This is a genomic window from Methylobacterium sp. Leaf100, from assembly GCF_001422845.1.
Classification (GTDB): Bacteria; Pseudomonadota; Alphaproteobacteria; order Rhizobiales; family Beijerinckiaceae; genus Methylobacterium.
Genome location: NZ_LMMW01000056.1, coordinates 83,967 through 107,506 on the forward strand (window position 1 = coordinate 83,967; position 23,540 = coordinate 107,506).

General features: G+C 70.1%; 26 protein-coding genes. 14 read left to right on the forward strand and 12 right to left on the reverse strand.

The features are described 5' to 3' along the window. Positions 1-255: 255 nt before the first annotated feature. Positions 256-1,305, reverse strand: a complete 1,050-nt coding sequence (locus tag ASF25_RS17895; RefSeq protein WP_056306391.1) for a bifunctional riboflavin kinase/FAD synthetase — start codon at positions 1,303-1,305, stop codon at positions 256-258. Between the two features lie 262 nt (positions 1,306-1,567). On the opposite strand from ASF25_RS17895, the gene ASF25_RS17900 reads away from it, so the two are divergent. Beyond that, positions 1,568-1,951 (forward strand): response regulator, encoded by a 384-nt coding sequence (locus ASF25_RS17900; protein ID WP_018046001.1) that lies wholly within the window; start codon positions 1,568-1,570, stop codon positions 1,949-1,951. A 162-nt stretch (positions 1,952-2,113) separates the two neighbouring features. Beyond that, the gene (locus ASF25_RS17905; protein WP_056172621.1) at positions 2,114-2,647 is read left to right on the forward strand and encodes a protein phosphatase CheZ; all 534 of its coding nucleotides are present in this window, start codon (positions 2,114-2,116) and stop codon (positions 2,645-2,647) included. Between the two features lie 104 nt (positions 2,648-2,751). Here ASF25_RS17905 and ASF25_RS17910 read toward each other — a convergent pair whose 3' ends face one another. Next, on the reverse strand, positions 2,752-3,639 hold the full coding sequence (locus ASF25_RS17910) for a TIGR01459 family HAD-type hydrolase (RefSeq protein ID WP_056306274.1): 888 nt from the start codon (positions 3,637-3,639) through the stop codon (positions 2,752-2,754). Positions 3,640-3,716: 77 nt separating this feature from the next. After that, a complete protein-coding gene (locus tag ASF25_RS17915) occupies positions 3,717-5,156 on the reverse strand; it encodes an EAL domain-containing protein (RefSeq protein WP_056266779.1) in 1,440 nt (479 codons plus the stop codon). A 379-nt stretch (positions 5,157-5,535) separates the two neighbouring features. Here ASF25_RS17915 and ASF25_RS17920 point away from each other — a divergent pair, with 379 nt between their 5' ends. Both ASF25_RS17920 and ASF25_RS17925 read left to right on the forward strand, forming a co-directional pair. Beyond that, complete coding sequence (locus ASF25_RS17920; protein WP_056172612.1) at positions 5,536-5,757, forward strand: heavy metal-associated domain-containing protein; 222 nt, start codon at positions 5,536-5,538, stop codon at positions 5,755-5,757. Positions 5,758-5,994: 237 nt separating this feature from the next. Then, the gene (locus tag ASF25_RS17925; protein ID WP_056172609.1) at positions 5,995-7,668 is read left to right on the forward strand and encodes a formate--tetrahydrofolate ligase; all 1,674 of its coding nucleotides are present in this window, start codon (positions 5,995-5,997) and stop codon (positions 7,666-7,668) included. Positions 7,669-7,725: 57 nt separating this feature from the next. Here ASF25_RS17925 and ASF25_RS17930 read toward each other — a convergent pair whose 3' ends face one another. From ASF25_RS17930 to ASF25_RS17945, 4 genes are all read right to left on the reverse strand, one after another. Next, a complete protein-coding gene (locus tag ASF25_RS17930; RefSeq protein ID WP_056306275.1) occupies positions 7,726-8,142 on the reverse strand; it encodes a hypothetical protein in 417 nt (138 codons plus the stop codon). A gap of 153 nt (positions 8,143-8,295) precedes the next feature. After that, on the reverse strand, positions 8,296-8,991 hold the full coding sequence (locus tag ASF25_RS17935) for a uracil-DNA glycosylase (RefSeq protein WP_056306277.1): 696 nt from the start codon (positions 8,989-8,991) through the stop codon (positions 8,296-8,298). Positions 8,992-9,004: 13 nt separating this feature from the next. After that, positions 9,005-10,528 carry a bifunctional UDP-sugar hydrolase/5'-nucleotidase gene (locus ASF25_RS17940; RefSeq protein ID WP_056172599.1) on the reverse strand — a complete coding sequence of 508 codons (1,524 nt, stop codon included), beginning with the start codon at positions 10,526-10,528 and terminating at the stop codon, positions 9,005-9,007. 73 nt (positions 10,529-10,601) lie between these two features. Further along, a complete protein-coding gene (locus ASF25_RS17945; protein ID WP_056306278.1) occupies positions 10,602-11,555 on the reverse strand; it encodes a class I SAM-dependent methyltransferase in 954 nt (317 codons plus the stop codon). Between the two features lie 102 nt (positions 11,556-11,657). Between ASF25_RS17945 and hemH the strand changes: the two genes are divergently transcribed. From hemH to hisG, 3 genes are all read left to right on the forward strand, one after another. Continuing rightward, entirely contained in the window at positions 11,658-12,731 is a 1,074-nt protein-coding gene (gene hemH, locus ASF25_RS17950) for a ferrochelatase (protein WP_056172594.1), read from the forward strand. A 76-nt stretch (positions 12,732-12,807) separates the two neighbouring features. Next, positions 12,808-13,980: an ATP phosphoribosyltransferase regulatory subunit gene (locus ASF25_RS17955; protein ID WP_056306280.1), complete on the forward strand. Its 1,173-nt coding sequence runs from the start codon at positions 12,808-12,810 to the stop codon at positions 13,978-13,980. A gap of 10 nt (positions 13,981-13,990) precedes the next feature. Further along, positions 13,991-14,965, forward strand: coding sequence for an ATP phosphoribosyltransferase (gene hisG, locus ASF25_RS17960; RefSeq protein WP_056172589.1), 975 nt, complete (start codon positions 13,991-13,993; stop codon positions 14,963-14,965). 7 nt (positions 14,966-14,972) lie between these two features. Here the strand turns inward: hisG and ASF25_RS17965 are convergent, their stop codons facing one another. Genes ASF25_RS17965 through ASF25_RS17985 form a run of 5 tightly spaced genes read right to left on the reverse strand, consistent with a single transcriptional unit; the run spans position 14,973 to position 17,594 of the window. After that, on the reverse strand, positions 14,973-15,323 hold the full coding sequence (locus ASF25_RS17965) for a lysozyme inhibitor LprI family protein (protein WP_056172585.1): 351 nt from the start codon (positions 15,321-15,323) through the stop codon (positions 14,973-14,975). Positions 15,324-15,342: 19 nt separating this feature from the next. Beyond that, complete coding sequence (locus tag ASF25_RS17970; RefSeq protein WP_056172582.1) at positions 15,343-15,642, reverse strand: addiction module antidote protein; 300 nt, start codon at positions 15,640-15,642, stop codon at positions 15,343-15,345. 19 nt (positions 15,643-15,661) lie between these two features. Then, positions 15,662-15,955, reverse strand: a complete 294-nt coding sequence (locus ASF25_RS17975; RefSeq protein ID WP_056172581.1) for a type II toxin-antitoxin system RelE/ParE family toxin — start codon at positions 15,953-15,955, stop codon at positions 15,662-15,664. Between the two features lie 59 nt (positions 15,956-16,014). Beyond that, a complete protein-coding gene (hemJ, locus tag ASF25_RS17980; protein WP_056172579.1) occupies positions 16,015-16,464 on the reverse strand; it encodes a protoporphyrinogen oxidase HemJ in 450 nt (149 codons plus the stop codon). Then, positions 16,464-17,594, reverse strand: coding sequence for a uroporphyrinogen decarboxylase (locus ASF25_RS17985; protein WP_056172576.1), 1,131 nt, complete (start codon positions 17,592-17,594; stop codon positions 16,464-16,466). The genes hemJ and ASF25_RS17985 overlap by 1 nt, the downstream gene beginning before the upstream one ends. A 518-nt stretch (positions 17,595-18,112) precedes the next feature. Here ASF25_RS17985 and ASF25_RS17990 point away from each other — a divergent pair. From ASF25_RS17990 to coaE, 7 genes are all read left to right on the forward strand, one after another. After that, a complete protein-coding gene (locus ASF25_RS17990) occupies positions 18,113-18,943 on the forward strand; it encodes a pyruvate, water dikinase regulatory protein (protein WP_056172573.1) in 831 nt (276 codons plus the stop codon). Between the two features lie 62 nt (positions 18,944-19,005). After that, positions 19,006-19,230 (forward strand): hypothetical protein, encoded by a 225-nt coding sequence (locus ASF25_RS17995; RefSeq protein WP_056266765.1) that lies wholly within the window; start codon positions 19,006-19,008, stop codon positions 19,228-19,230. A 47-nt stretch (positions 19,231-19,277) separates the two neighbouring features. After that, on the forward strand, positions 19,278-19,898 hold the full coding sequence (locus tag ASF25_RS18000; RefSeq protein ID WP_056306281.1) for a Maf family protein: 621 nt from the start codon (positions 19,278-19,280) through the stop codon (positions 19,896-19,898). Between the two features lie 29 nt (positions 19,899-19,927). Further along, entirely contained in the window at positions 19,928-20,857 is a 930-nt protein-coding gene (locus tag ASF25_RS18005; RefSeq protein ID WP_056306283.1) for an AEC family transporter, read from the forward strand. Between the two features lie 161 nt (positions 20,858-21,018). Beyond that, positions 21,019-22,020 (forward strand): cation diffusion facilitator family transporter, encoded by a 1,002-nt coding sequence (locus tag ASF25_RS18010; RefSeq protein WP_056266761.1) that lies wholly within the window; start codon positions 21,019-21,021, stop codon positions 22,018-22,020. Then, positions 22,017-22,880 carry a shikimate dehydrogenase gene (locus ASF25_RS18015; RefSeq protein ID WP_056306285.1) on the forward strand — a complete coding sequence of 288 codons (864 nt, stop codon included), beginning with the start codon at positions 22,017-22,019 and terminating at the stop codon, positions 22,878-22,880. Before ASF25_RS18010 ends, ASF25_RS18015 begins: the two co-directional genes overlap by 4 nt. Further along, positions 22,877-23,485: a dephospho-CoA kinase gene (gene coaE / locus ASF25_RS18020; protein ID WP_056306287.1), complete on the forward strand. Its 609-nt coding sequence runs from the start codon at positions 22,877-22,879 to the stop codon at positions 23,483-23,485. Before ASF25_RS18015 ends, coaE begins: the two co-directional genes overlap by 4 nt. The last annotated feature ends 55 nt before the right edge of the window (positions 23,486-23,540 follow it).

The following is a 23,540-nucleotide window of genomic DNA, read 5'->3' on the forward strand; positions in this document are numbered from 1 at the left end:
GACAACCCCCGAACTTCGGCGAAACTGAGAGCGTCCCTCCGAGGCGCGCGAGCAGCCACGGAAGCCGGGAGCGGATGCGCGTACATCCGGCGTCATCCGCCTCGGCATCGTGTCCATCCGGCTGCACGCCGAGGCCGCCTCCGGGACACGCGAAGATTGCGCCGCGGATGGTTAACGATTTGCTTATCGCATCGGGTGCCGGTCCGATGCCGCCCGCGAGGGTACCCTCGGGTCTGTCGGGACAGGAACAAAAGCCTACAGCATCGACGGCACGGTGTCGGCGGCCAGGATCGCGCGGGCCTGCGCGGCATCGATGTCCATCCGGACGATCAGGCTCTCGGCCGAGTCGAAGCGTTCCTCGCCCCGGATATGGGCCACGAGTTCCACGGTGATCGACTGGCCGTAGAGGTCGCGCGCGACGTCGAACAGGTTGACCTCGAGGAGGGGCGCACCGTCGTCGAAGGTCGGCCGCCGGCCGTAGCTCGCCACCCCGTTCCACACGGTTCCATCCGGCAGGGCCACCCGCACGGCGTAGATCCCGTGGGCGAGGCCGCAATCGCGCAGCGCGACGTTGGCGGTCGGATAGCCCAGCGTGCGCCCGCGCTTGTCCCCGTGCTGCACCACCCCCGAAACGAACCAGCGATAGCCGAGCAAGGCGTTGGCACGGGCGACGTCGCCCTCGGCCAGGGCCGCGCGGATCGCGCTCGACGAGACCGGGTCCATTACGTTCTCCGGAGAAACGGGTGACGAGGAAACGAATGATTCGGGAGGCGGCAGGGAAACGGCCGAGATGACGCGGCAGCTCAAGCCCGCATCCGCGCACAGTTCGGCCAGGATGGCCGGGGTGCCCTCGCGTCCGCGGCCGAAATGGAAATCGTGTCCGACGACGACGCCCGAGAGACCGAGATCCCGCACGAGCAGACCCTCGACGAAGGCACGCGCGCCCATGCCCGCCAGGGCGGCATCGAACCGGCGCACGATGAGGCCGTCGAGGCCGAGCCGGGCGAGCACCCGCTCCTTGGCCGCCGCGTCGGACAGGCGGAACATCGGCAGATGCGGCGCGAAATACGCCCGCGGATGCGGCTCGAAGGTGAGCGCCACGGCCGGCCGGCCGGCCTCGCCGGCGGTCTCGCGCACGGCGGCCATCAGGGCGCGGTGGCCGAAATGGACGCCGTCGAAATTACCGATCGCCGCGATGGCCCCGGCGATGGCCGGCGGCACCGGCTCGTCCTCGCGGCAGACCGTGAAACGCCGGCCCGTCACAGGGACCGGGGCCGGCGGGGCTGTCCTGTCGCCGGGCGGCATCTTGTCCCAACATGGCTGTGGCAGGATGAGCGCGGCCTCGAAGGGCCGCGTTTCGCGGCGGAACCTGTCGAAATCCACCGGGAGGGTCAAGCGAGGCGTCTCGCCTCGCTCCGGGATGCCGACCCAGCACTGCAGTTAACCGCTTCGCAAGCCGATCGACCGTAGTTTCACGATCAAGGGCGCGGACACGGATTCGCCCCTGCCCATTCCCGAGCCGCCGCGGCGCACGCGGCGGCCTCGACCTGACGGAGCACACGCAACCATGGCCCTCGATCTCGGCATGCCGATCCTCGTCGTCGACGATTATCAGACGATGGTCCGTATCATCCGCAACCTTCTGAAGCAGCTCGGGTTCGAGGAGGTCGACGACGCCTCCGACGGCACCGCCGCCCTCGCCCGCCTGAAGAACCGCAAGTACGGCCTCGTGATCTCCGATTGGAACATGGAGCCGATGACGGGCTACGAGCTGCTGCGTCACGTGCGCGCCGACGAGGCCCTGCGCACCACGCCGTTCATCATGGTCACGGCCGAATCGAAGACCGAGAACGTCATCGCCGCCAAGAAGGCCGGCGTGAACAACTACATCGTCAAGCCGTTCAACGCCGCGACGTTGAAGAGCAAGATCGAGGCGGTCTGCGGCGCCTGACGCGGGCACCGATCCGTCGGATCGGTCCACGCATCGGTTGAGTTGCATCGCGCCGGAGCGAACGACTCTCGCTCCCCCGCAAGGGCCGGGCGGAGGTCGTCCGGCGGGCAAACGCACCAGTCTTTTCGACCCACCGGACGGCACAGGGAGAGGCGGGAGTCGATGGCACTCGCAAACAGGGCGCGCAAGGCGAACGCCGCGCCGGAAAAACCATCCCTGGTCCGGGAGCTCGTGGAGATCGCCGATTACATCGCGCATCTCCGCACCGAGATCGCCGCCCTGCGGGCCAACGAACTGACGCGTGACCGTCTGCCCATGGCGCACGAGGAGCTCGGCTGCGTCGTGGCCGCGACGGCGGGGGCGACGAACACGATCATGAACGCGGCCGAGGAAATCCTCGGCCTGCCGGACGACAGGAACTACCGTCCCGCCGTCGAGGCGCGGATGAACGACATCTTCGAGGCCTGCACCTTCCAGGACATCACCGGCCAGCGAATCACCAAGGTGGTCGACGCCCTGCGCCAGCTGGAGAGCCGCCTGTCGCGCTTCGCCGCCGCCGTGAAGGCCCGCGACGAGGGCGGAATCGACCCGGAAGAGGTCGAGCGCCGCGTCCGCAACGAGCTGCTGATTCTCAACGGGCCCCAGGTCAACGGACCGGCGACGGCCCAGGACGAGATCGACGCGATGTTCGCCTGATACTGTTTTCCGGATGATCCATTCGGGGACCGTCTCAGGCAGCCCGCGCGGCGCCCGAGCGAAGCCCAGATCCGCATCGCGAAGCGATCGACCGGTATGAGATCCTACCAGACGAGGCGTTCGATGATCGCGTCCGGCCGAACGGACTGACGTCCGAGCCAGGCGGCGACGTCGCCGAGGGCGGCCTCCTCCGTCGAGACCCCCAGTTCCTCGGCATGGATGCCACGGGCGACGAGGAGATTCGGGATCCCGAACGCCGACGCTCCGGCGATGTCCGTGCGCAGGGCGTCGCCCACCGCGAGGACCCGCCCGGGCTCCGGGGCCGCGAGGCCGTCGAGGGCACCGGCCATCGCCAGGGCGGCCGCATAGACCGGCCGATACGGTTTTCCCGCATAGGCGACCCGACCGCCCAGCGCCGCGTAGGCTTCGGCGATGAGGCCGGCGCAGGGGATCAGAAGCCCGGCGCGCTCGACCACAAGGTCCGGATTGGCGCAGATCATCGGCACGTCGCGCGCCCGCCATTCCTCCAGGGCCGGGCGATAATCGTCGGCCGTCTCCCGGGTGTCGTCGAACAACCCGGTGCAGACCACGCGTTCGGCCTCCTCCGCCGCGACGAGGCGGATATCGAGATGGGCGAAGATCGGCGCGTCGCGCTCGGGCCCGAGATGGTGGATCCGCGTGCCCGGCGCCTCGGCGAGCAGGCTGCGTGTGAGATCGCCCGAGGTCAGGATGGCGTCGTAGGCGTCGCGCGGCACGCCGTACCCGTCGAGGATCGTTCGGACACCCTCCCAGGGGCGCGGCGCGTTGGAGACCAGCACCACCCGGCGCGGTCGCGTGCCGCCCGGCAGGGCCCGGAAGCGGATCAGAGCCTCGCCCGCGCCGACATGCGCGCGCACGCCGTCATGCAGCACGCCCCAGACGTCGCACAGGATCACGTCGAACCGGTCGGCGATGGCGCTGAGCCCTGAGATCGTGGGCACGGATTCGGTCATTGGGGGCCTGCGTGACGTCGGGGCATGGTGCGTCGCCCGGTTAGGCGCGGGCCCCCCTGAAAGCAACGCCCGGAACCCTATCCCGCGCGGCGCAGGAAATCCCGGAACGGGCGGCGTTGGGGCGGCGGCTCGGGTTCGTCGCCCGCCGACGGGACCGGCTCGGGCGGCGGCGGAACGGCCAGCACTTCGGCGCGCACGGCACGGGCGGGGGCGAACACCGTCCCCTGCGCCCGCGGAACGTTGAGGTCGATGAGATCCGGCACGTCGGTCTCGCGTTCGACGCGGTCGGCCACGAGCTGGATGCCCGCCCGGTCGAGCGCAGCGACGAGATCCTCCAGTGCGATATCGGGCAGGCCTTCGTGGATTCCGGGCCGCAGCAGCATGTCGGCGGGCACCTTCACCTGCCCGACGCCGCGGTCGGCCAGCGCCGAGGGATCGAGACGCAGGTCCACGGGACGGTCGAGGGTGAACCCGATGAGGCCGCGCAAATCCCCCAGGACCCCGGCCTGCTCGGCATCGAGGCTGCGCCAGCTCGACTGCGGCAGGGCAACCACGAGGCGGCCGGCGAGATCGGGCTCATCGGCCACGAGGCGGCCCAGGGAACGCAGGAAGCCCGGCTCGAACAGGGAGAGCGGCGACAGGCCGTAGGCGACGGCCGCCCGGCTGCCGCGTCCGGCCAGGTGCCGGGCCACGGTGGCCGTGCGCTGGAGCATGCGGCGGTCGAGGTCGGTGGTGCGGCCGTGACGCTCGAGGATGGACAGGAAGGCTTCGGGCGCCAGGAGGGTGCCGGACGGAAGCTCGCCCGCCCCGGCGACGCGCAGGCGCGCCACCGCCTCGTAGGAGACGACCTTGCGCTGCGGCAGGGAGACCACGGGCTGGAGATGGACTTCGAGACCGATCCCATCGAAGGCCGTCAGGATCGCGGCTTCGCGGCCGGCCTCCCGCGACGCGACCTCTCTCGCGGCCACATCGAGAGGTCGGGGAGTCCACGGCACGGCGGGAGCCGCCTGCCGGGGCGCCACCACGATCTCGGGTGCGACGGGCCGTGGCGCCGGTGTCGGGACCGGGGGCGCCGCCTTCAGGCCGGCGATCTCCCCGTCCTGGGTCGCCACCACGGCGGCGAGTTCACGCACGATGCCGCTGAGGAGGCCGATTTCGGCGGTGACCTCCTCGACGCCGGCGGCCAGGGCCGCCGTGTCGGCGCCGGCATTGGCCCCGGAAGCGGCCCCATCGGCGCGCACCTGCTGCTCTGCGATGAGTCGGGTGACGGATTCGAGGCGCACCAGGCGCTGGGACAGCACATCGAGCTCACTCGACAGCTTCTCGCAGCGGGCGGACAGGGCTCCGGCCCGGCGGTGGGCGAGGAGGGCCGCCGCACCACCGGCCGTGGCGAGGGCGAAGGCCCCGCCGAGGGGGGCATAGGCGGAGAGCGGGACCAGGGCGCCGAGTCCCAGGAAACCGAGACCCTTCAGACCAAGTGCCCACGGGCCGCCACGCCGGCCGACGATCCGGGCCATCGGTATGCTCTCACCTCGAACCCATGAAGGGCCGCACAACCGACGGTACGGATCGGTGGCAGCCAGACCGCCTTTGTCGCCGAGACGCCAGGCACTCACAAGATGCGTGCGCGACGGCCCACGCCGATTTTCGTCCGGTGTGACTTGGGTTTCCGGGTGATGGCGCGCGAGGGATCTGGAATGCCGGGGGACCCGGCGCTCGTCCTCGGCGCTTGCATCCCATCCGCACCGGTTCAACATGGCGGGTCGGGGCACCCGGGCGGCGTCGAGCCGGATTCGATCTCCGGCGCTGTGGTGAAGTTCCCGTTCCCGCATCCTTCCTCCCGGGTCCGGCGAACCTCTCCCGGTGCGAGACACAGGACGATAGGGTCGAGACGCCATGGATGCGATGCAGTCGGACCTGCTGATGCAGGTGGATGGAATGACCTGCAACGGCTGCGCGGAGGCGGTGCGCCGGGCGATCCTGCACCTCGATCCCGCCGCGCGGGTGGCGGTGGACCTCGATCATGGCCGGGTCGCCGTCACCACCCGCGAGCACAGCGGGACGGTGGCCGAGGTCCTGACCCAGGCCGGCTACACCGCGACGGCCATGACGGGCTGATCCGGGGGTGAGCCCATCGAAGGCGCACCGATTCCAGGAACCGGCCGATCTCAAACGAAATTTTGTTCGCGCGTTGAAAATTTCCCAAGCGCTTTTCCTTGCCCCTTCCATCAAACTGGTGTGATCGGACACAGTGCAGTTCCGCGCGGCCGATCCGCGTGCGCCACACGGCGCCGGCACCGCACACGCCAAACGCGCGCCCTTCGGCGCGAAGAAAAAAATCGGGAGAGACGAGGCATGCCGTCAGACATCGAGATCGCCCGCGCGGCGACCCTGAAGCCGATCACCGAGGTCGCTGCCCGGATCGGCATCCCGGACGAGGCGCTCCACAATTACGGCCGGCACATCGCCAAGATCGATCACGATTTCATCAAGGGTCTGGAAGACAAGCCCGAGGGCAAGCTCGTCCTCGTCACCGCCATCAGCCCGACCCCGGCCGGCGAGGGCAAGACCACCACCACGGTGGGTCTCGGCGACGCGCTCAACCGCATCGGCAAGAAGACCGTGATGTGCCTGCGCGAGCCGTCGCTCGGCCCCTGCTTCGGCATGAAGGGGGGTGCTGCCGGCGGCGGCAAGGCCCAGGTCGTGCCGATGGAGCAGATCAACCTGCACTTCACCGGCGACTTCCACGCCATCACGTCGGCGCACTCACTGGCCGCCGCCCTCATCGACAACCACGTCTACTGGGCCAACGAGCTCAACATAGACGTGCGCCGCATCCACTGGCGCCGCGTGGTCGACATGAACGACCGGGCCCTGCGGTCGATCACCCAGTCGCTGGGCGGCGTCGCCAACGGCTTCCCGCGCGAGGACGGCTTCGACATCACCGTGGCGTCCGAAGTCATGGCGGTGTTCTGTCTCGCGCGCGACCTCGACGATCTCGAGGCGCGCCTCGGCCGCATCGTCATCGCCGAGACCCGCGACCGCAAGCCGGTGACCCTCAAGGACGTCAAGGCCACGGGCGCCATGACGGTGCTGCTCAAGGACGCCCTGCAGCCCAACCTCGTGCAGACCCTGGAGGGCAACCCCGCCCTGATCCACGGCGGCCCCTTCGCCAACATCGCCCATGGCTGCAACTCGGTCATCGCAACCCGCGCCGGGCTCAAGCTCGGCGACTACGTGGTCACCGAAGCCGGCTTCGGCGCGGATCTCGGGGCGGAGAAGTTCATCGACATCAAGTGCCGGCAGGCGGGCCTGAAGCCGTCCGCGGTGGTGATCGTCGCCACCGTGCGCGCCCTCAAGATGCATGGCGGCGTCTCGAAGAAGGAGCTCGGCTCCGAGAACCTCGGCGCCCTGGAGAAGGGCTTCGCCAACCTCGCCCGCCATGTCGCCAACGTGCGCAGCTTCGGCCTGCCGGTGGTCATCGGCGTCAACCACTTCTACGCCGACACCGATGCCGAGCACGCCAAGCTGAAGGAACTGTGCCGCGACCGGCTCCAGGTCGAGGCCATCACCTGCAAGCATTGGGCGGATGGCGGCGCCGGCGCCGAGGAACTGGCCCACGCCGTGGTGAAGCTGGCCGAGGGCGAGCAGAAGCCCCTGACCTTCGCGTACGAGACCGAGACCAAGCTCACCGACAAGGTCCGCACCATCGCGACGAAGCTCTACGGGGCCGCCGACATCCAGGTCGAATCCAAGGCCGCCACCAAGCTCGCCCAGTTCGAGAAGGACGGTTACGGCAACCTGCCCGTCTGCATGGCGAAGACCCAGTACTCGTTCTCCACCGACCCGAACCTGATGGGCGCCCCCGAGGGCCACGTCATCGCCGTGCGCGACGTGCGCCTCTCGGCGGGAGCCGGCTTCGTCGTGGTCATCTGCGGAGAGATCATGACCATGCCGGGCCTGCCGAAGGTCCCGGCTTCGGAGGGCATCCACCTCGACGCCAACGGCCAGATCGAAGGCCTGTTCTAGACTCGGACCGGACGGAGGTCCCGCGGGCCTCCGTCCGAACCCGACCGCATCCAAACCTTACTGCGCAGGCTTCGGCGCGGTCTCGGCGGGGGCGGCCTCGTTCGGGGCACCGGCCGGCATCGGCGGCAGCAGCACGTTCTTGGTGATATTGCCCTCGGGGCCGTACTCGCCGGCCACCGCGAGGCACGCCGTCTCGCGATTGAGTTGCATCTGGTTGGACATCATCGCGAAGATCGTCTGGACCCGGCCGCCGAACGGGCCGCGCGGGCCGACATCGGCGGCGCGCGTTCCCTGCTTCTCCAGGAGCTCCTCGAACTGTTCGGCACCGATGCGGTAGCCGCAGACATTGGCGGCGGCGAAGATGTAGGCGGCGAATTCCAGCGCCCGCGGCTGCGGGGCGTTGCGGATCTGGGCCTGCGCGACGGTCGGCAGGGCGAGCGCGAGGCTCAGGGCGAGAAGGGGGCGTACGGGCATCGGGCGTTTCCTCGGGGTGCGGCGGCTTCTTAAATTCCGCTTATGCGCCCGATCGAAATAGACCGCCCGCCCCACTCCTCCAAGGGGGCGCGTCCAAGGAGCCGAGCCCAAGGGGGCACGGCCGAGGGGGTACGTCCGAGCGGCCGCGTCGCTTCAGTCCAAACGCCAATCGATGGGCGCGACGCCCTGCGCCGTCAGCCAGGCATTCGCCGCCGCGAAGGGCTGGGAGCCGAGGAAATCCCGCTGGCGGTTCAGGGGCGAGGGATGGCCGGATTCGATGACGCCGTGGCGTGTGGTGTCGATGAGGGCGGTCCGCGCCCGGGCCTGCGCCCCCCACAGCAGGAACACCGCCGGCTTCGCCCGCTTCGAGACGGCTTCCACCGCCTGATCGGTGAGCGACGCCCAGCCGTAGCGCAGGTGAGCACCGGACTTGCCCTGCTCCACCGTGAGAGCCGAGTTCAGGAGCAGCACACCGCGGCGCGCCCACGGCGTGAGGTCGCCGGTCGTCGGCTTGGCCGGCGGGTCGGGGATTTCGGCCAGGATCACCTTGAGGGAGGCCGGCAGGCGCCGCGGGCCGACATAGGAGAAGGCCAGCCCGTTGGCATCGCCCGGCGTCGGGTACGGGTCCTGGCCGAGGATCACTGCCTTCACCTCGGTCAGCGGCGTCAGCGCCAGGGCGTTAAAAATGTTCTCCGGCGCCGGCAGCACGGTGACGCCCTCGGCGATGCGCTCATCGACCCGCATCGCCACGGTGTCGGCCGCGCCGCCTTCGAAGAACGGCAGGTCGAGCCAGGGCGAGCCCGAACGGCGAAAGCGCGCGAGGGCATCGGCGACGGGGCCTGAACTCATCGGCAGGGGATCCTCAACGCGTCAGGATGCGCCCCTCGGACGGAACGGACAGGGGCGCGTTGGTCCGGATGTAGGCCATCACCGCATTGGCGACGAGGGTGCCGTCGGTGCCGCCGACGAGGGTGCGTCCCTTGGACAGGGCGCCGTAGCCGTTGCCGCCATCGTACAGGAAGTTGTTCGAGCCCACGGTGTAGGTCCTGTCGGGGTCGAGGGGCACGCCCCCATGGCTCAGGGCGACGATGCGGGCCCCGACCGGGGCCGTCGGATCGACGGTGACGACGAGGCCCGAGACCTGCGGGAAGCGCCCGGCGGGACGGCCGAATTCCGAGACGCCCGTCTCCAGGAGGCCGCGGATCTGCGCGCCGGTGAGCGCGACGAGAACCGTTGTGTTGCCGAAGGGCAGTTCCAGCAGGATGTCGCGGCGCGTCAGCACCCGGCCGGCCGGGTACAGGGTGTCGCCCCGGATGCCGCCGCCGTTGACGATGGCCAGATCGGCTCCCGTGCTCGCCCGCACGGCATCGGCGACGAGGTTGCCGAAGCTGGCCTCCCGCGCGCGCACGGCGGCGATGCGGCTGTCGAGGGGCAGGCGCGTCTCGCCGACCGCGACGTCGAGTTCGCGCGACAGGTCCCCTTCGAGTCGCCGCACCACCGCCAGGGTCTCGGGGTCGGGAACGACGCGTGCCGAATCGTGGACGCGAAAGCTCGGGCGCCAGGTCACCGTCCGGGCTTTCCCCGATCCCGTCACTTGGACGGTCACGTCGATGGCGGTGACGAAATGGGCGTCGAAGCTCGATTCGACCATGACGGTCTGGCCGTCGTACCGGAGTGCCAGATCGTGGTCGTGGCCCGACAGCAGGATGTCGACGAGGCGGCCTGCGACGATGGCCTCGTCCGTCGCCCGGCCCGTGTGACAGACCCCGACCACGAGGTCGGCGCCCTCGGCGCGGAGCGTTTGCGCCTCGCGCGCCAGGGTTTCGAGTTCGGGGGCGAAGCGCAGGTCGCCCGACTGCGACTTGTCCGGCGTGCTGGCTAGCGCGATGCCGACGATCCCGACCCGGATGCCGCCCAGCGTCACGAGGGTCCGGTCGCGCACCCCGCGCAAGGGGCGCCCGGCGCCATCGCGCAGATTGGCGGCGAACACCGGAAAGTTCGCCTCGCCCATGCGCCGGGCGAAGATCGCAGGCCCGAAATCGAACTCGTGATTGCCCGGCACGAACACGTCGGGCGGCGCGATGTTGAGGAGTTCGACGATGTGGGCGCCCTGGTCGAAGCCCGACATCAGGGACGGGGAGAGCGTGTCGCCCGCATGGGCGTAGAGGAGCGGCACGCCGCGCGCGCGCTCGGCCTTCACGATGGCGTTGAGCCGGGCGAAGCCCCCGCGACCCTCGGTTTCCGACATCCGGTAGAGGTCGTTGACGAGGAGCAGGGTGAAGGTCGGCTCGGGCGCGGTGGAGGCCGCCCGGGCATCGTGTATCCCGGCGGCGAGGCCTGCGCCGACCCCGAGGCCGAAGGTCTGGCGGCGGCTGGGGCGCGGCATGGGGTCGGTCTCGGTGGTGGCGTCGGGAGACTTTCCTTCTAGGACAGCTCCCGCGACGCGACGACGACGGTTCTCAGCGGGCCACGAAGGTGTCGCGCACGGCCTTGGCGTTCCGGCGCAGCATCGGCCAGATCCAGGCGCCGGAGGCGAGGTAGGCCCCCGCCGGCATCGGCTTCAGGTCGATGGCGAGGCGCTCGGCGAGGCCCGGCACGGCCAGGGCCCCCATGGGCGCGTCCGTCTTGGCGTAGACCACCGTGGTGTCCTCGCGCCAATAGTCCGGATGCGGCACGAGGCCGGCCCGGCGCGCCGTGAGGTCGAAAGTCTCGCGCACGAAGCCGTGGACGTGGGCGAAGTGGAAGCGCTCGTGCGGCGGCTTGCCCGTCGCGGCCATGTTGGGCACGGCCGCGTAGAGCACCCCGTCGGGCTTCAGCCAGCGCGACAGGCGCGCCATGACGTCGGCGGGGTCGCGCAGGTGCTCCATGACGTGGTGGGTGGTGATCACGTCGAAATGCCCGGCCGGGAAGCGGGCATCGTCGGCATCGTCCAGCACCTCGACGCCGTGCTGCGTGCGGGCATAGTTGGCGTAATCCCGCCCTGGCTCGACGCCCACGGCCTCGCAGCCCTTGGCCCGCACGGCCGCCAGGAACTCGCCCGAGCCCGAGCCGAAATCGAGGACGCGGGCGCCGGCTTTCAGCTTCGGCACCAGGAGATTGGCGCGGAACGTCGCCTCGCGGGCCGAGCGGTTGAGGTGGTTGCGCGGGGGGCCGCCGGCGAAGGCGAGCTGATAATCGGCCCGGTAGGCCGTCGCGTAATAATCCGCCAGCTCCGCCGGGGTCGGCATCGGGTCCGTGCGGATGAGGCCGCATTGCTCGCAGGCGATGGAGCGCAGGGTCTTCAGGCGCCGGTCGGTCTCCGCCACCGTCACGCTGCGCGTCGAGCCGCAGAGATTGCAGGCGGTCGGGGCACCCGTATAGGGATAGCCGGTGAACGGCATGAAGTGGTTGAAGAAGTACCGGGGAGACGGCATGTCGCGCCCTAATCCATCGGGTGATGCTGGCAGGCCGCCTGCTCTAGATAGATATCCCCGTTTGCACAACTTTTCCGCCTCTGCGGCGATTCCGGAAACCCGATGACCGAACGCGTCGCCCCGACGTCCCTGCAGGACAGCATGCCGCTCCAGACCAGCACCGCACCGCTCCCCGCCGAGCATCCGCCCGTGCGCTGGGGCCGCATCGGCGTGCTCCTGACCAATCTCGGCACGCCCGAGGGCACGAGCTACTGGCCCATGCGCCGCTACCTCAAGGAGTTCCTGTCGGACCGCCGGGTGATCGAGGTGCCGCGCCTGATCTGGTGGCCGCTGCTCAACCTCATCATCCTGACGAAGCGCCCGGGGCCGAAGGGCCGCGACTACGCGAGCGTGTGGAACAACGAGCGCGACGAGGGACCGCTGAAGACCATCACCCGGGGCCAGGCCGAGGGTCTTCAGGCGGCCATGGGCGACCAAGTCGTGGTCGATTGGGCCATGCGTTACGGCAAGCCCGAGATGGACAAGCGCATCCAGGCGCTCCTCGACCAGGGCTGCGACCGCATCCTCCTCGTGCCGCTCTATCCGCAATACGCCGCCGCCACCTCGGCCACCGCCTGCGACCAGGCGTTCAAGGCCCTGATGAAGATGCGCTGGCAGCCGACCTTGAGGGTCTCGGCGCCCTATCACGACGATCCGGTCTACATCGACGCCATCGCCACCTCGATCCGCGAGGGGCTGGCCAAGCTCGACTTCGAGCCCGAGGTGATCCTGACCTCGTTCCACGGGGTGCCGAAGAGCTACCTCCTCAAGGGCGACCCCTACCATTGCCAGTGCGTGAAGACCGGCCGCCTCGTGCGGGAAGCCCTGGGCTTCTCGACGGACAAGATGCGCACCACCTTCCAGTCGCGCTTCGGCAACGAGGAATGGCTGCGCCCCTACACCGACGAGACCGTGCAGGAGCTGGCCAAAAGCGGGGTGAAGCGCATGGCCATCGTGGCACCGGGCTTCTCGGCCGATTGTCTCGAGACCCTGGAAGAGCTCGACGGCGAGAACCGGCACTATTTCGAGGACAATGGCGGCGAGCGCTTCGCCTACATCCCGTGCCTCAACGACGGCGCATTGGGCCTCAAGGTGATCGAGACCGTGGTCCGGCGCGAATTGCAGGGCTGGCTCTAGTCGCCACGGTCGATACGACGGTCGCCAAGCCGGATTCCGGTTGCTACGAGGGCGCGATGACGAGGCGGGCGGACCCATGATGAACCCGGAACCCGGCGGCGCGATAGCCGGCGGACGATCGCACGGCACGGCGCGCCTGCTCGCCCAGTTCGCGGATGCGGGCTACGGCGCCGTGACCCCGCCGGTGCTTCAGCCCGTGGAGCCGTTCCTCGAACTGTCGGGCGAGGACATTCGCCGCCGCATCTTCGTGACCCAGGATGCCGGCGGCGCCGAGTTGTGCCTGCGGCCGGAATTCACGATCCCCGTCTGTCGCCACCATCTCGCGCACGGCACCGCGGGACCGGCCGATTACAGCTATTGCGGGCCGGTGTTCCGCCTCGGGCGCGACGAGCCGGACGAATTCCTGCAGGCCGGCATCGAATCCATCGGCCGCACCGACGTTCCGGCGGCGGATGCCGAGGTCCTCGGCCTCGCGCTGGAGGGCCTTTCCTCCCTGGGCCGCAGCGACGTCGCCGTGCGGCTGGGCGACATGGGTCTCCTCGACGCACTCCTCGACGCGCTGGCCGTGCCCCCGGCCGCCAAGCGCCGGACCCTGCGGGCCATCGCGGCCGGCCGGTCGCTCGACGAGGTCACCAACGGCGTGCGCCAGGAGGATCCCCATGCGGGCCTCCTCGCGGCGATCCAGGGCCAGGACCCCAGGGGGGTGCGCGCCTTCGTGGAGGACGTGCTGTCCATCGCGGGCATCTCGCGGGTCGGCGGACGCAGCGCCGGCGAGATCGCCGAGCGCTTCCTGTCGAAGGCCGCCGCCCAGGCGAGCGGCGGCGCCGGCCTCAACCCGGAGAACCGCGCCCTCGTCGAGCGCTACCGCGCCATCGCGGGCGATCCCGACGCAGCGGCACTCGCCATGCGCGAGCTCATCCGCACGGCCGGCCTCGACCATCCGCCCCTCGAGGCGGCGCTCGGTCTGTTCGAGGAGCGCACGGGCTTCATGGCGGCGCGGGGACTGTCCGTCGAGCGCTTCGCCTTCTCGGGCGGGTTCGCGCGCAACCTCGACTACTACACCGGCTTCATCTTCGAGGTGACGGCGGCAGGCCCCTCCGGGCCGCCCCTCGTCGGCGGTGGCCGCTACGACGGCCTCCTGCAGCATCTCGGCAGTCCGATCCCGGTGCCGGCCGTCGGCTGCGCCGTCTGGCTCTCGCGGGTCGCCCCTTCCAACACCTCCCAAACATCCGACACTTCCCACCCGTGAGCCGGCGCCGATGACCGATCCCCTCGTCCTCGCCGTGCCCTCCAAGGGGCGCCTGCAGGAGAACGCCGCCGCCTTCTTCGCCCGCGCCGGACTGAAGCTCGCGCAGAACACCGGTGCTCGCGACTATCGCGGCAAGCTCGTCGGCGTGCCGGGCGTCGAGGTCCGCTACCTCTCGGCGTCCGAGATCGCGGCGCAACTGGCCTCGGGCGCGGCCCATCTCGGCATCACCGGCGAGGATCTCATCCGCGAATCCCTGCCCGAGGCGCGCGGCCAGGTCGAATTGCTGACCCCGCTGGGCTTCGGCCAAGCCACCGTCGTGGTCGCCGTGCCCCAGGCCTGGATCGACGTGCGGGCCATGAGCGACCTCGACGAGGTCGCGGCCGAGATGCGGGTGCGCCACGGCAAGCGCCTGCGCATCGCCACGAAATACGTGAACCTCACCCGGCGGTTCTTCGCCGAGCACGGGGTCGCGGATTACCGCATCGTCGAGAGTCTCGGCGCCACCGAGGGCGCGCCGGCGGCGGGCTCGGCCGAGATCATCGTCGACATCACCACCACGGGCGCGACGCTGGCCGCCAACGCCCTGAAGATCCTCGACGACGGGATCATCCTGCGCTCGGAGGCGAACCTCGTCGCCTCCCTCAACGCCGCCTGGGGCCCGAGCCCGCGCAACGCCCTGCGGGCCGTGCTCGGCCGCATCCAGGCCGAGGAGCGGGCCCGCACCACCCGCGAGGTCCGCGCCGCCATGCCGGACGACGGCGACATCGATCTCGCCGGCATCTCCGCCCTGCACGACGCCGAACTGCCCTACGGCGCCCCCGAGGGACGGGGCGAGATGGTGCTGCACTGCCCCGTCGACGCGGTGTTCGATCTGGCCGACGCCCTGGTGAAGGCCGGAGCCGGCTCGGTCAGCGTGCGCAAGATCGATTACGCCTTCACGCCGGACAACCCGCTGATGGACCGGCTTCTCGCCCGTTTGGGTTGAGGGCGCCTCAGAGCGGCCCCTGCTTGGCGAATTCCGAGAACACCGCCCGCAGGGTCTTCAGACGGGCGTCGTAGGCCTGCGTGAGACAGGCGACGTCCGCCTCGCAAGCGCGGCGCTCGGCGAGCCACGTTTCCTGGTCCTCGCGCAGCTTGGCATTGCCGCCCATGGGCAGCATGGCGCGCAGGATTTCGAAGCGGGTGGCCATCTCCACGTCGCGGTCGTTGAGGACGAGGGTGGCGCAGATGGCCTTCTCGTCGGCCGCCTCGGCCTTGTCGCACGGGAAGCTCGCGGCCTGCGCGGTCGTCGCGACGAGGGCCAGGGTCATCCCGGCGAGGGCAGCGGACAGGATCGGGGACATGGTGGTCCTTGAGGCGGGGTCAGGTCGCTGCGGGGGTGATGGGTTTGACGCTCAGCTGCAGCCCAAGGGCCTTCAAAACTCCCATCAACGTGGTGAGTTCAGGGTTTCCCTTGTCGGAGAGCGCCCGGTACAGGCTTTCGCGCGAACGCCCGGTCTCCCTGGCGATCTGAGCCATGCCCCGCGCGCGCGCGATATCTCCGAGGGTCGCCGCAAGCAGTGCGGGGTCGCCATCGTCGATGACGGCTTCGATGTAGAGTGCGATGCGTTCCGGAGTGTCGAGATACTCGGCCACGTCCCAGGGCTTCAGTTCGATGGTCATAGCTTTACCCTACCAACGATCATCGCAGTTCGCGCGCCAGCCGCTTCGCGGTCTCGATGTCCCGCGCTTGTGTTGATTTTTCGCCGCCGCAGAGAAGGATCGTGATGTCCGAGCCGGTCCGCCGGAAATAGACTCGATAGCCCGGTCCGTAATCGATCCGCATTTCACTGACGCCCTCACCGACCGGTTTGACATCCCCCGGATTGTCCAGTTCGAGCCGCCTGATCCGAACGGCGATCCGGGTCAGCGCGCGATCGTCGCGAAGGGCATCGAACCATGCGACGAAATTCGGATGCCGGAGAATAGTCGCCACGATCTTTTGTAGCTTTTAAGATACTCCCTTACAAGTAGACCAAGGGTAGGTCCGGCGGATCACCCCCACAGCCCCGGCTTCACCACCACCAGCACGACGATGGCGACCATCAGGAGGGTCGGTCCTTCGTTGAGCACCCGGTAGAACTTGTGGCCGCGCGTATTCCGGTCGGCGGCGAAATCCTTGACCATGCGGGCGAGCCAGCCGTGGATGCCGCTCATGGCGAGCACGAGGGCGACCTTCGCCTGGAGCCAGCCGGCGGCGTAGTAGCCGCTCTGCCAGACGAGGATCAGCCCGAAGATCCAGGTGGCGATCATGGCCGGCGTCATGATCGCCTTGAGGAGCCGCCGCTCCATCACCTTGAAGGTCTCGGACTGCGCCTGCGCGTGCGGTCCGGGCACCAGGGAGGCGTGGTAGACGAACAGGCGCGGCAGATAGAGCATCGCCGCCATCCACGAGATGACGGCGACGACGTGGAGCGCCTTGATCCAGAGGTAGAGGCCGTCCATCAGCCGCGAAGCCGCTTCAGCATCTGCTCGACATGGGCGATGGGCGTCTGCGGCGTGATGCCGTGGCCGAGGTTGAAGATGTGCGGCAGGCCATCCGTCGCCGCCAGCACGCCGTCCACGGCGGCGTCCAGGGCCGCTCCGCCCTCGATGAGGGTCTCGGGGTGGACATTGCCCTGGGTGACCGTGGTGGCCGGCACACGGCCCCTGAGCGCCGCCAGATCCACCGACCAGTCGACGCCCACGGCATCGGCCGCCGTCTCCGGCACCACACGGGCGTGGCCGTCGAGGCCCGAGCCCCGGGCGAACACGATGATCTTCGCGCCCGGCACCCGGGCGCGCACGCCGGCGATCATCCGGGCGATGGGCTGGAGCGACCAGCGGGTCAGGGCGTCGCGCGGGGTGCCCTCCGGCAGGGCGCTCTCGGCGACCTCGTTGACGGGCGCTTCCTCCGGTTCGGAGGCGCCGCGCACGTCGGGCAGCGACCCGGCATGGGATTCGAAGATCTGCACGGCGTCGGCCCCGGCCTCGAGCTGGCGCACGAGGTACTCGGTCTGCACGGTGACGAGACGGTCGATGAGCGCTTCGACGAGGGCCGTGTCGTGGCGGGCGAGCGCCCGCGACGGCGCAAGGTCGGGCGTGCCGCGCCCGCCGATCATGTAGCTCGCCACCGTCCAGGGCGCGCCGCAGAAACCCAGCAGCGTGGTCTCATGGGGAAGCTCGGCACGGAGCCGCCGCACCGTCTCGAAGACGGGGGCCAGATGCGAAAAGATCGCCGGATCGTCGGCCTGGCGCAGGCGCTCGAACTCGGCCCGGCCGGCGAGTGGATCGAGGCGCGGCCCCTCGCCCTCGACGAAGCGCACGTCCTGGCCGAGGGCATCGGGGATCACGAGGATGTCGGAGAACAGGATCGACGCCTCGAAGCCGAAGCGGCGGATCGGCTGGAGGGTGACCTCGGTGGCGAAATCCGGGTTGTAGCAGAGGTCGAGGAACGAGCCGGCCTTCGCCCTGACTTCCCGGTACTCGGGAAGGTAGCGGCCGGCCTGACGCATCATCCAGGCGGGGGGGCGCTTCTGCGCCTCGCCCGAGAGCACCCGCAGGACCACGCGGTCCGCCCCATCACCCTGGCTCATCCGATCTCCGACACCCAAATCCCGTGACCGGTATGTAGCACCGATGGCCCGGCTGTCTCCCCCTCGAAAACCGTTCTGATCTCCGCTCGAGGAGGTCGCGACGGATCGATCCCCACACGGCCCTTCTAAAAGGAAAGAGAGATTCTAGGACTCTGTTTTTTCTTTTAGAGGGCTGGATGACGGGAGTGGAAAAGCGTCCACAGGCCGTCCCCGCCGCCACGGCGTTAAGAGGGCTTTAACGGATTGCGAGCAATGTCCCGGATAGACGATGCCGGACAGTGCCTTGCGAGGCGGTCCGCGCGGCTGGGCGCCGGTCGGTCCCTGATTCTCCCAAAACCGCGTCCGGTCGACGTGCGTCGGACGGCGTGTGGACGCGAGAGTCGACAACACGGGGTGGGTCCCGCCTGGACCCCGGTGGCGAGCCGGCTTATCCACATTCATCGACTCCCCCAAGGCGCAAGCGGTGGACAAGGCCGGCACGCTCCTTGTCTCCTGATTCCGAGGAGACAGAGTTCTCGATGAGCCGCAGCTACTTCCACCTCCACCTCGTGTCGGATTCCACCGGCGAGACCCTGATCAACGTGGGCCGCGCGGCGGCCGCGCAGTACGAGGGCGTCTCGGCCATCGAGCACGTCTACCCCCTGGTGCGCTCGGGTCCGCAGCTCGAACGGGTGATCTCCGAGATCGAGGCGGCGCCCGGCCTCGTGCTCTACACCCTGGTCGGCCACGACCTCACCGAGCGCCTGGAGGCGGCCTGCCGCGAGACCGGCTCGCCGTGCCTGTCCGTGCTCCAGCCCGTGCACGCCCTGCTGCAATCCTACCTCGGCGCGGATTCGACGGCCCGACCGGGCGCGCAGCACATGCTCAACGCCGAGTACTTCAAGCGCATCGACGCCATGAACTTCACCCTGGCGCACGACGACGGCAATCTGCCCCTCGATGTCGACGAGGCCGACGTGATCCTGGTGGGCGTCAGCCGCACCTCGAAGACGCCGACCGCCATCTACCTCGCCAACCGCGGCCTCAAGACCGCGAACTTTCCCCTGGTGCCCGGCATGCCGCTGCCGGCCTCCCTGGAGAACGCGCGAAAGCCGCTCCTCGTCGGGCTGCTGGCAAGCCCCGAGCGCATCGTGCAGATCCGCCAGAACCGGCTCCTCAGCCTCAAGGCCGACGATTCCTCCCTCTACGTCGACCGCTCGGCCGTGGCCGACGAGATCGCGGCGTGCCGGCGCCTGTGCACCAAGCACCGCTGGCCGACCATCGACGTGACGCGCCGCTCCATCGAGGAGACCGCCGCGGCGATCCTCGACCTGCACCGCGAGCACCGGCTGAAGTTCATCGCCACCTGAGGGCGCGAACCAACGGGAACCCACGCGGGTTGACCCTGCGATCCGTCACTTCAGGATGCCCGATGCCCAACCGTCTCGCCTGCGCCGCCCTCTTCGCTCTGATCGTCGGCACGTCCGTCTCCCCCGCCGAGGCCGGCCGGGCGCAGGATTACCAGTACCGCAACAAGAGCCACAAATATTCCTGCCGGCCGCCTCTCAAGTTCGCGGCGGGCGCCTGCGTCGCCAGATGCCCGGGCGGGTTCCAGGACAACGGCCGGTACTGCCGCTTCCGCAGCATGCGCCGCTGAAATCGAGCGCATCTTGTCGAGGCGCGGCGATCCGTGACACTGGAGCGATGGATTCCCCCTCCCCGCTATGGCGCGGCGCCGCGCCGCTCCTCCTCGCCTCCACCAGCCCGACCCGGCGCGCGCTCCTCGCTGGGGCTGGCCTCACCGTCGAAACCGAAAGCCCCAGTGTCGACGAGCGCGCCATCGAGGCCGCTTGTGCGGGGCTCGCTCCGTCCGACCTCGCCCTGCGTCTCGCCCTCGCCAAGGCCGAGGCGGTGGCCGCCCGTGCGCCGGGCCGGATCGTCGTCGGGGCCGATCAGGTGCTCGCCTGCGACGGCGTCGTGTTCCACAAGCCCGCCGACGCGGCGGTCGCCCGCGCGCAGCTCGCGCGTCTCGCCGGGCGCACCCACCACCTGCATTCCGCCGTGGCCCTGATCGACGGGGTGCACGCGCCAGACACCTTCGTCGAGACGGCGCACCTCACCTTGCGGCCCCTCGATGCGGCGTCCATCGCGGCCTACGTGGCGCTCGCGGGACCCGGCGCCATGTCCAGCGTCGGCGCCTACCAGCTCGAGGGCCTCGGCATCCATCTGTTCGCGGAGGTCGCGGGCGACCACACCACCATCCTGGGCCTGCCCCTGCTGCCCCTGCTCGCCCGCCTGCGCGCCCGACGGCTCCTGGCGTTCTAGATGCCCGCTCCGGTCTCCGGCGGCCCGCGATGATCGGGTCCGTCCTCCTCGCCCTGGTGCCCATCGGCTTGCTGATCGCGCTGGGCGCCACATTGCGCCGCGTCGGCTTCCTCGGCGAGGGCTTCTGGCCCCAGGCCGAACGCCTCAGCTACTACGTGCTGCTGCCGTTCCTGATGGTGCACGGGCTCACGACGGCGCGGCTGGACGGCGTGCCGGTGCTGGCCCTGGTCGTGGTGCTGGTGGTCTCCACCTGCGCGGTCGCGGCGATCCTGCTCCTGGCGCGATCACGCCTCGGCTTCCAGGGGGCGTCCTTCACCTCGGTGTTCCAGGGCGGCATCCGCTTCAACAACTACGTCGGCGTCTCGGCGGCGATCGGGGTGTTCGGTGCGCAAGGGCTCGCCCTCGCGGCGGTGGCGAACGCCGCCATCGTGCCCACGGTGAACATCCTGTGCGTGCTCGTCTTCGCCCGCTTCGGCACCGGCGAACGGCCCGGACCGGCCGGCCTCGCCCGCCAGCTCGCCCTCAATCCCCTGGTGATCGCGTGCTTCGGTGGCATCCTCCTCCAGGCGTCGGGACTGCACCTCCCGCCGGGGATCGAGCCGATGCTCAAGGCGCTGGGGCAGGCGTCCCTGCCGCTGGGCCTGCTCTGTGTCGGAGCCGCCCTCGACCTGTCGGCGGCGCGGACCTGGATGCGCCCGGTCCTGGTGTCGTCGGCCGTCAAGTTCGTGCTGATGCCCGTGGCGACGGTGCTGGCCTGCCGCGCCGTCGGCCTCCACGGCCCCGCCGCCGTGACCGCCCTGATCTTCCAGGTTCTCCCCACCGCCTCGTCCTCCTACATCATGGCGCGCCAGCTCGGCGGCGACGCACCGCTGATGGCGGGGATCGTGGCGGTCCAGACCATCCTGGCCGGCCTCGCCATTCCGCTGGTCCTGACGGTGTTCCAGGGTTTCCTCGATTAGGCCTGGCTCGGCCGAGGCCATCGCGCGGACGGGACGACCGCGTCGTCATCCGCCCTGGATGGACCGACGGATCGCGGCTAAGGCCTCGTCGCGAGACGCCTCGCGCACAGGGTTTCTTCCCGGCCGCGACGGCGCCGCCGGGCAGCGCCACGGAGACCCCCATGGCCGGACACGACCACCCCCACGATCACGCCGGTCATGATCATGCGGGCCACGATCACGGGCATCGGCACAGCCACGGCGGGAGTCATCACGGCGGTGGCCATGGGGGTGGACACGTCCACGCCCCGGCCTCGTTCGGCCGGGCCTTCGCCATCGGCATCGTTCTCAACACCGGGTTCGTGATCGTCGAAGCCGGCTACGGCTTCGCCTCGCAATCCATGGCCCTCGTGGCCGATGCGGGCCACAACCTCTCCGACGTGCTCGGCCTCGTCGTCGCCTGGATCGCCTCGGTGCTGGTGAAGCGCGCTCCGAGCCCGCGCTTCACCTACGGGCTTCGCTCCTCCTCGATCCTCGCCGCCCTGTTCAACGCCGTGTTCCTGCTGGTCGCCACGGGCGCCATCATCTGGGAGGCGATCCTCCGGCTCCTGGCCCCCGAGCCCGTGGCGGGCGTCACCGTGATGGTGGTGGCCGGCATCGGTATCGTCATCAACGGCATCACCGCCTGGCTGTTCGCCTCCGGCAAGGGCAGCGACATCAACATCCGCGGCGCCTACCTGCACATGGTGGCGGATGCCGCCGTGTCCCTCGGGGTGGTGCTGGCCGGCCTCGCCATCGTGCTCACGGGAGCCGCGTGGATCGACCCCGCGGTCAGTCTCGCCATCGCCGGCCTCATCGTCTGGATGACCTGGGGCCTCCTGCGCGACAGCGTGATCATGGCCCTCTCGGCGGTGCCGCCGGGGATCGACCCGGAGGCCGTGCGCGGCTTCCTCGGTGCCCGGCCGGGGGTGTCGGCGCTCCACGATCTCCACATCTGGCCGATGAGCACAACCGAGATCGCGCTGACCGTCCACCTCGTCATGCCGGGAGGCCACCCGGGCAACGCCTTCCTGCTCGGCCTCGCCGAGGACTTGCGCAAGACCTTCGGCATCGGGCACGCGACGGTGCAGATCGAAGGGGCGGACGGCCCCGCCTGTATCCTGGCCTCGGAGGACGTGGTGTGACGAAGGCCTTCGTTGTCGGGCATCCCATCGCCCATTCGCGCTCGCCCCTGATCCACGGTCACTGGCTCGCCGAGCACGGGATCGCGGGGACCTACGCGCGCGTCGACGTGGCCCCGGACGCGTTCCCGGATTTCCTGCTGACCCTTCGCGAACACGGATTCGCGGGCGGCAACGTCACGATCCCGCACAAGGAGGCGGCCTCTCGCCTCGTAGACGAACTGACGCCGCGCGCGGAGAAGATCGGCGCGGTCAACACCGTGTTCTTCGACACGCACGGACGCCTGTGGGGGGACAACACCGACGCGCCGGGCTTCATCGCCCATCTCGACCGGAGTCTCGGCGCCGATTGGGTGGAGCGCATGGGCGGCGCCGCCCTTGTGCTCGGGGCCGGGGGCGCGGCCCGCGCCATCGTGGTCGGCCTGCTGGAGCGCGGCCTGAGCCGAATCCGGGTAGCCAACCGCACCCGCGCCCGGGCGGAGGCTCTCGTCGCCCTCGATCCAGAACGGGTCGCCGCCTGCGACTGGGCCGACCTGCCCGCCGCGCTCCCCGGAACCGGGCTTCTCGTCAACACCACCTCCCTCGGCATGGCGGGCCATGGCGCCCTCGATCTCGACCTGACGCCCCTGCCCGCCACGGCATGCGTCGCCGACATCGTCTACGTGCCCCTGGAGACGCCGTTGCTCGCCGCCGCCCGTGCCCGGGGCCTGGCCGCCGTCGACGGACTCGGGATGCTGCTGCATCAGGCGGTGCCGGGTTTCGCACGCTGGTTCGGCGTGCATCCGGCCGTGACGGCGGCCCTGCGCGAGCGCCTCGTCGCCGATATCGTCGGCCCAAAAGCCGGATCGAAGGCCGGTTCGTGAGCCGCCCCCTCGTCCTCGGCCTCACCGGCTCCATCGGCATGGGGAAATCCGCCACCGCCGCGATGTTTTCCGCACGCGGCGTTCCCGTCCACGATGCGGATGCGGCGGTCCATGCCCTCTACGCACCCGGCGGCGCGGCGGCCCACGCCATCGCGGGGGAATTTCCCGGCGTTCTGGCCCCCGACGGGTCCGTCGATCGCGAGCGGCTGCGCGGCGAAGTGCTCGGCCACCCGGAGCGCCTCGCCGCCCTGGAGCGGCTAGTCCATCCCCTGGCGCGCCGGGCCGGTGCCGATTTTCTCGCCGCCCACGCGCAGGCCCCCGTCGTCGTCCTCGACATCCCGCTCCTGTTCGAGACGGGCGGGGACGCGCGCTGCGACGCGGTCCTCGTCGTCACGGCGCCGGCCGAGGTTCAGCGCGAACGGGTGCTGGCCCGGCCCGGCATGGACGCGGCGACCTTCGCGTCGATCCTCGCCAAGCAGCTGCCCGACGCCGAGAAGCGCGCCCGGGCGGATTTCGTCCTCGATACCGGCCTCGGCTTCGCCCATGCCGAGGCCGAGGTCGATGCGATCCTGGACCGTCTGCGCGGGATGCCACCGCCGCCTTGAACCGGCCCGGTCTCCGGCGCATGGTCGTCGCGACCCCCGGCCCCATGGACCCCAA

What these genes read in the sequence shown, in the direction of transcription:
- hisG (WP_056172589.1), top strand. Translation starts at nt 13,991, where the DNA reads ATGACCGATCCCCTCGTCCTCGCCGTGCCCTCCAAGGGGCGCCTGCAG.
- ASF25_RS17895 (WP_056306391.1), bottom strand. Translation starts at nt 1,305, where the DNA reads ATGCCGCCCGGCGACAGGACAGCCCCGCCGGCCCCGGTCCCTGTGACG.
- ASF25_RS17915 (WP_056266779.1), bottom strand. Translation starts at nt 5,156, where the DNA reads ATGGCCCGGATCGTCGGCCGGCGTGGCGGCCCGTGGGCACTTGGTCTG.
- ASF25_RS17940 (WP_056172599.1), bottom strand. Translation starts at nt 10,528, where the DNA reads ATGCCGCGCCCCAGCCGCCGCCAGACCTTCGGCCTCGGGGTCGGCGCA.
- ASF25_RS17920 (WP_056172612.1), top strand. Translation starts at nt 5,536, where the DNA reads ATGGATGCGATGCAGTCGGACCTGCTGATGCAGGTGGATGGAATGACC.
- ASF25_RS17945 (WP_056306278.1), bottom strand. Translation starts at nt 11,555, where the DNA reads ATGCCGTCTCCCCGGTACTTCTTCAACCACTTCATGCCGTTCACCGGC.
- ASF25_RS17990 (WP_056172573.1), top strand. Translation starts at nt 18,113, where the DNA reads ATGAGCCGCAGCTACTTCCACCTCCACCTCGTGTCGGATTCCACCGGC.
- hemH (WP_056172594.1), top strand. Translation starts at nt 11,658, where the DNA reads ATGACCGAACGCGTCGCCCCGACGTCCCTGCAGGACAGCATGCCGCTC.
- ASF25_RS17900 (WP_018046001.1), top strand. Translation starts at nt 1,568, where the DNA reads ATGGCCCTCGATCTCGGCATGCCGATCCTCGTCGTCGACGATTATCAG.
- ASF25_RS17955 (WP_056306280.1), top strand. Translation starts at nt 12,808, where the DNA reads ATGATGAACCCGGAACCCGGCGGCGCGATAGCCGGCGGACGATCGCAC.
- ASF25_RS17910 (WP_056306274.1), bottom strand. Translation starts at nt 3,639, where the DNA reads ATGACCGAATCCGTGCCCACGATCTCAGGGCTCAGCGCCATCGCCGAC.
- ASF25_RS17965 (WP_056172585.1), bottom strand. Translation starts at nt 15,323, where the DNA reads ATGTCCCCGATCCTGTCCGCTGCCCTCGCCGGGATGACCCTGGCCCTC.
- ASF25_RS17930 (WP_056306275.1), bottom strand. Translation starts at nt 8,142, where the DNA reads ATGCCCGTACGCCCCCTTCTCGCCCTGAGCCTCGCGCTCGCCCTGCCG.
- ASF25_RS17970 (WP_056172582.1), bottom strand. Translation starts at nt 15,642, where the DNA reads ATGACCATCGAACTGAAGCCCTGGGACGTGGCCGAGTATCTCGACACT.
- ASF25_RS17985 (WP_056172576.1), bottom strand. Translation starts at nt 17,594, where the DNA reads ATGAGCCAGGGTGATGGGGCGGACCGCGTGGTCCTGCGGGTGCTCTCG.
- ASF25_RS17905 (WP_056172621.1), top strand. Translation starts at nt 2,114, where the DNA reads ATGGCACTCGCAAACAGGGCGCGCAAGGCGAACGCCGCGCCGGAAAAA.
- ASF25_RS17925 (WP_056172609.1), top strand. Translation starts at nt 5,995, where the DNA reads ATGCCGTCAGACATCGAGATCGCCCGCGCGGCGACCCTGAAGCCGATC.
- ASF25_RS17935 (WP_056306277.1), bottom strand. Translation starts at nt 8,991, where the DNA reads ATGAGTTCAGGCCCCGTCGCCGATGCCCTCGCGCGCTTTCGCCGTTCG.
- ASF25_RS18000 (WP_056306281.1), top strand. Translation starts at nt 19,278, where the DNA reads ATGGATTCCCCCTCCCCGCTATGGCGCGGCGCCGCGCCGCTCCTCCTC.
- hemJ (WP_056172579.1), bottom strand. Translation starts at nt 16,464, where the DNA reads ATGGACGGCCTCTACCTCTGGATCAAGGCGCTCCACGTCGTCGCCGTC.
- ASF25_RS17995 (WP_056266765.1), top strand. Translation starts at nt 19,006, where the DNA reads ATGCCCAACCGTCTCGCCTGCGCCGCCCTCTTCGCTCTGATCGTCGGC.
- ASF25_RS18005 (WP_056306283.1), top strand. Translation starts at nt 19,928, where the DNA reads ATGATCGGGTCCGTCCTCCTCGCCCTGGTGCCCATCGGCTTGCTGATC.
- ASF25_RS18010 (WP_056266761.1), top strand. Translation starts at nt 21,019, where the DNA reads ATGGCCGGACACGACCACCCCCACGATCACGCCGGTCATGATCATGCG.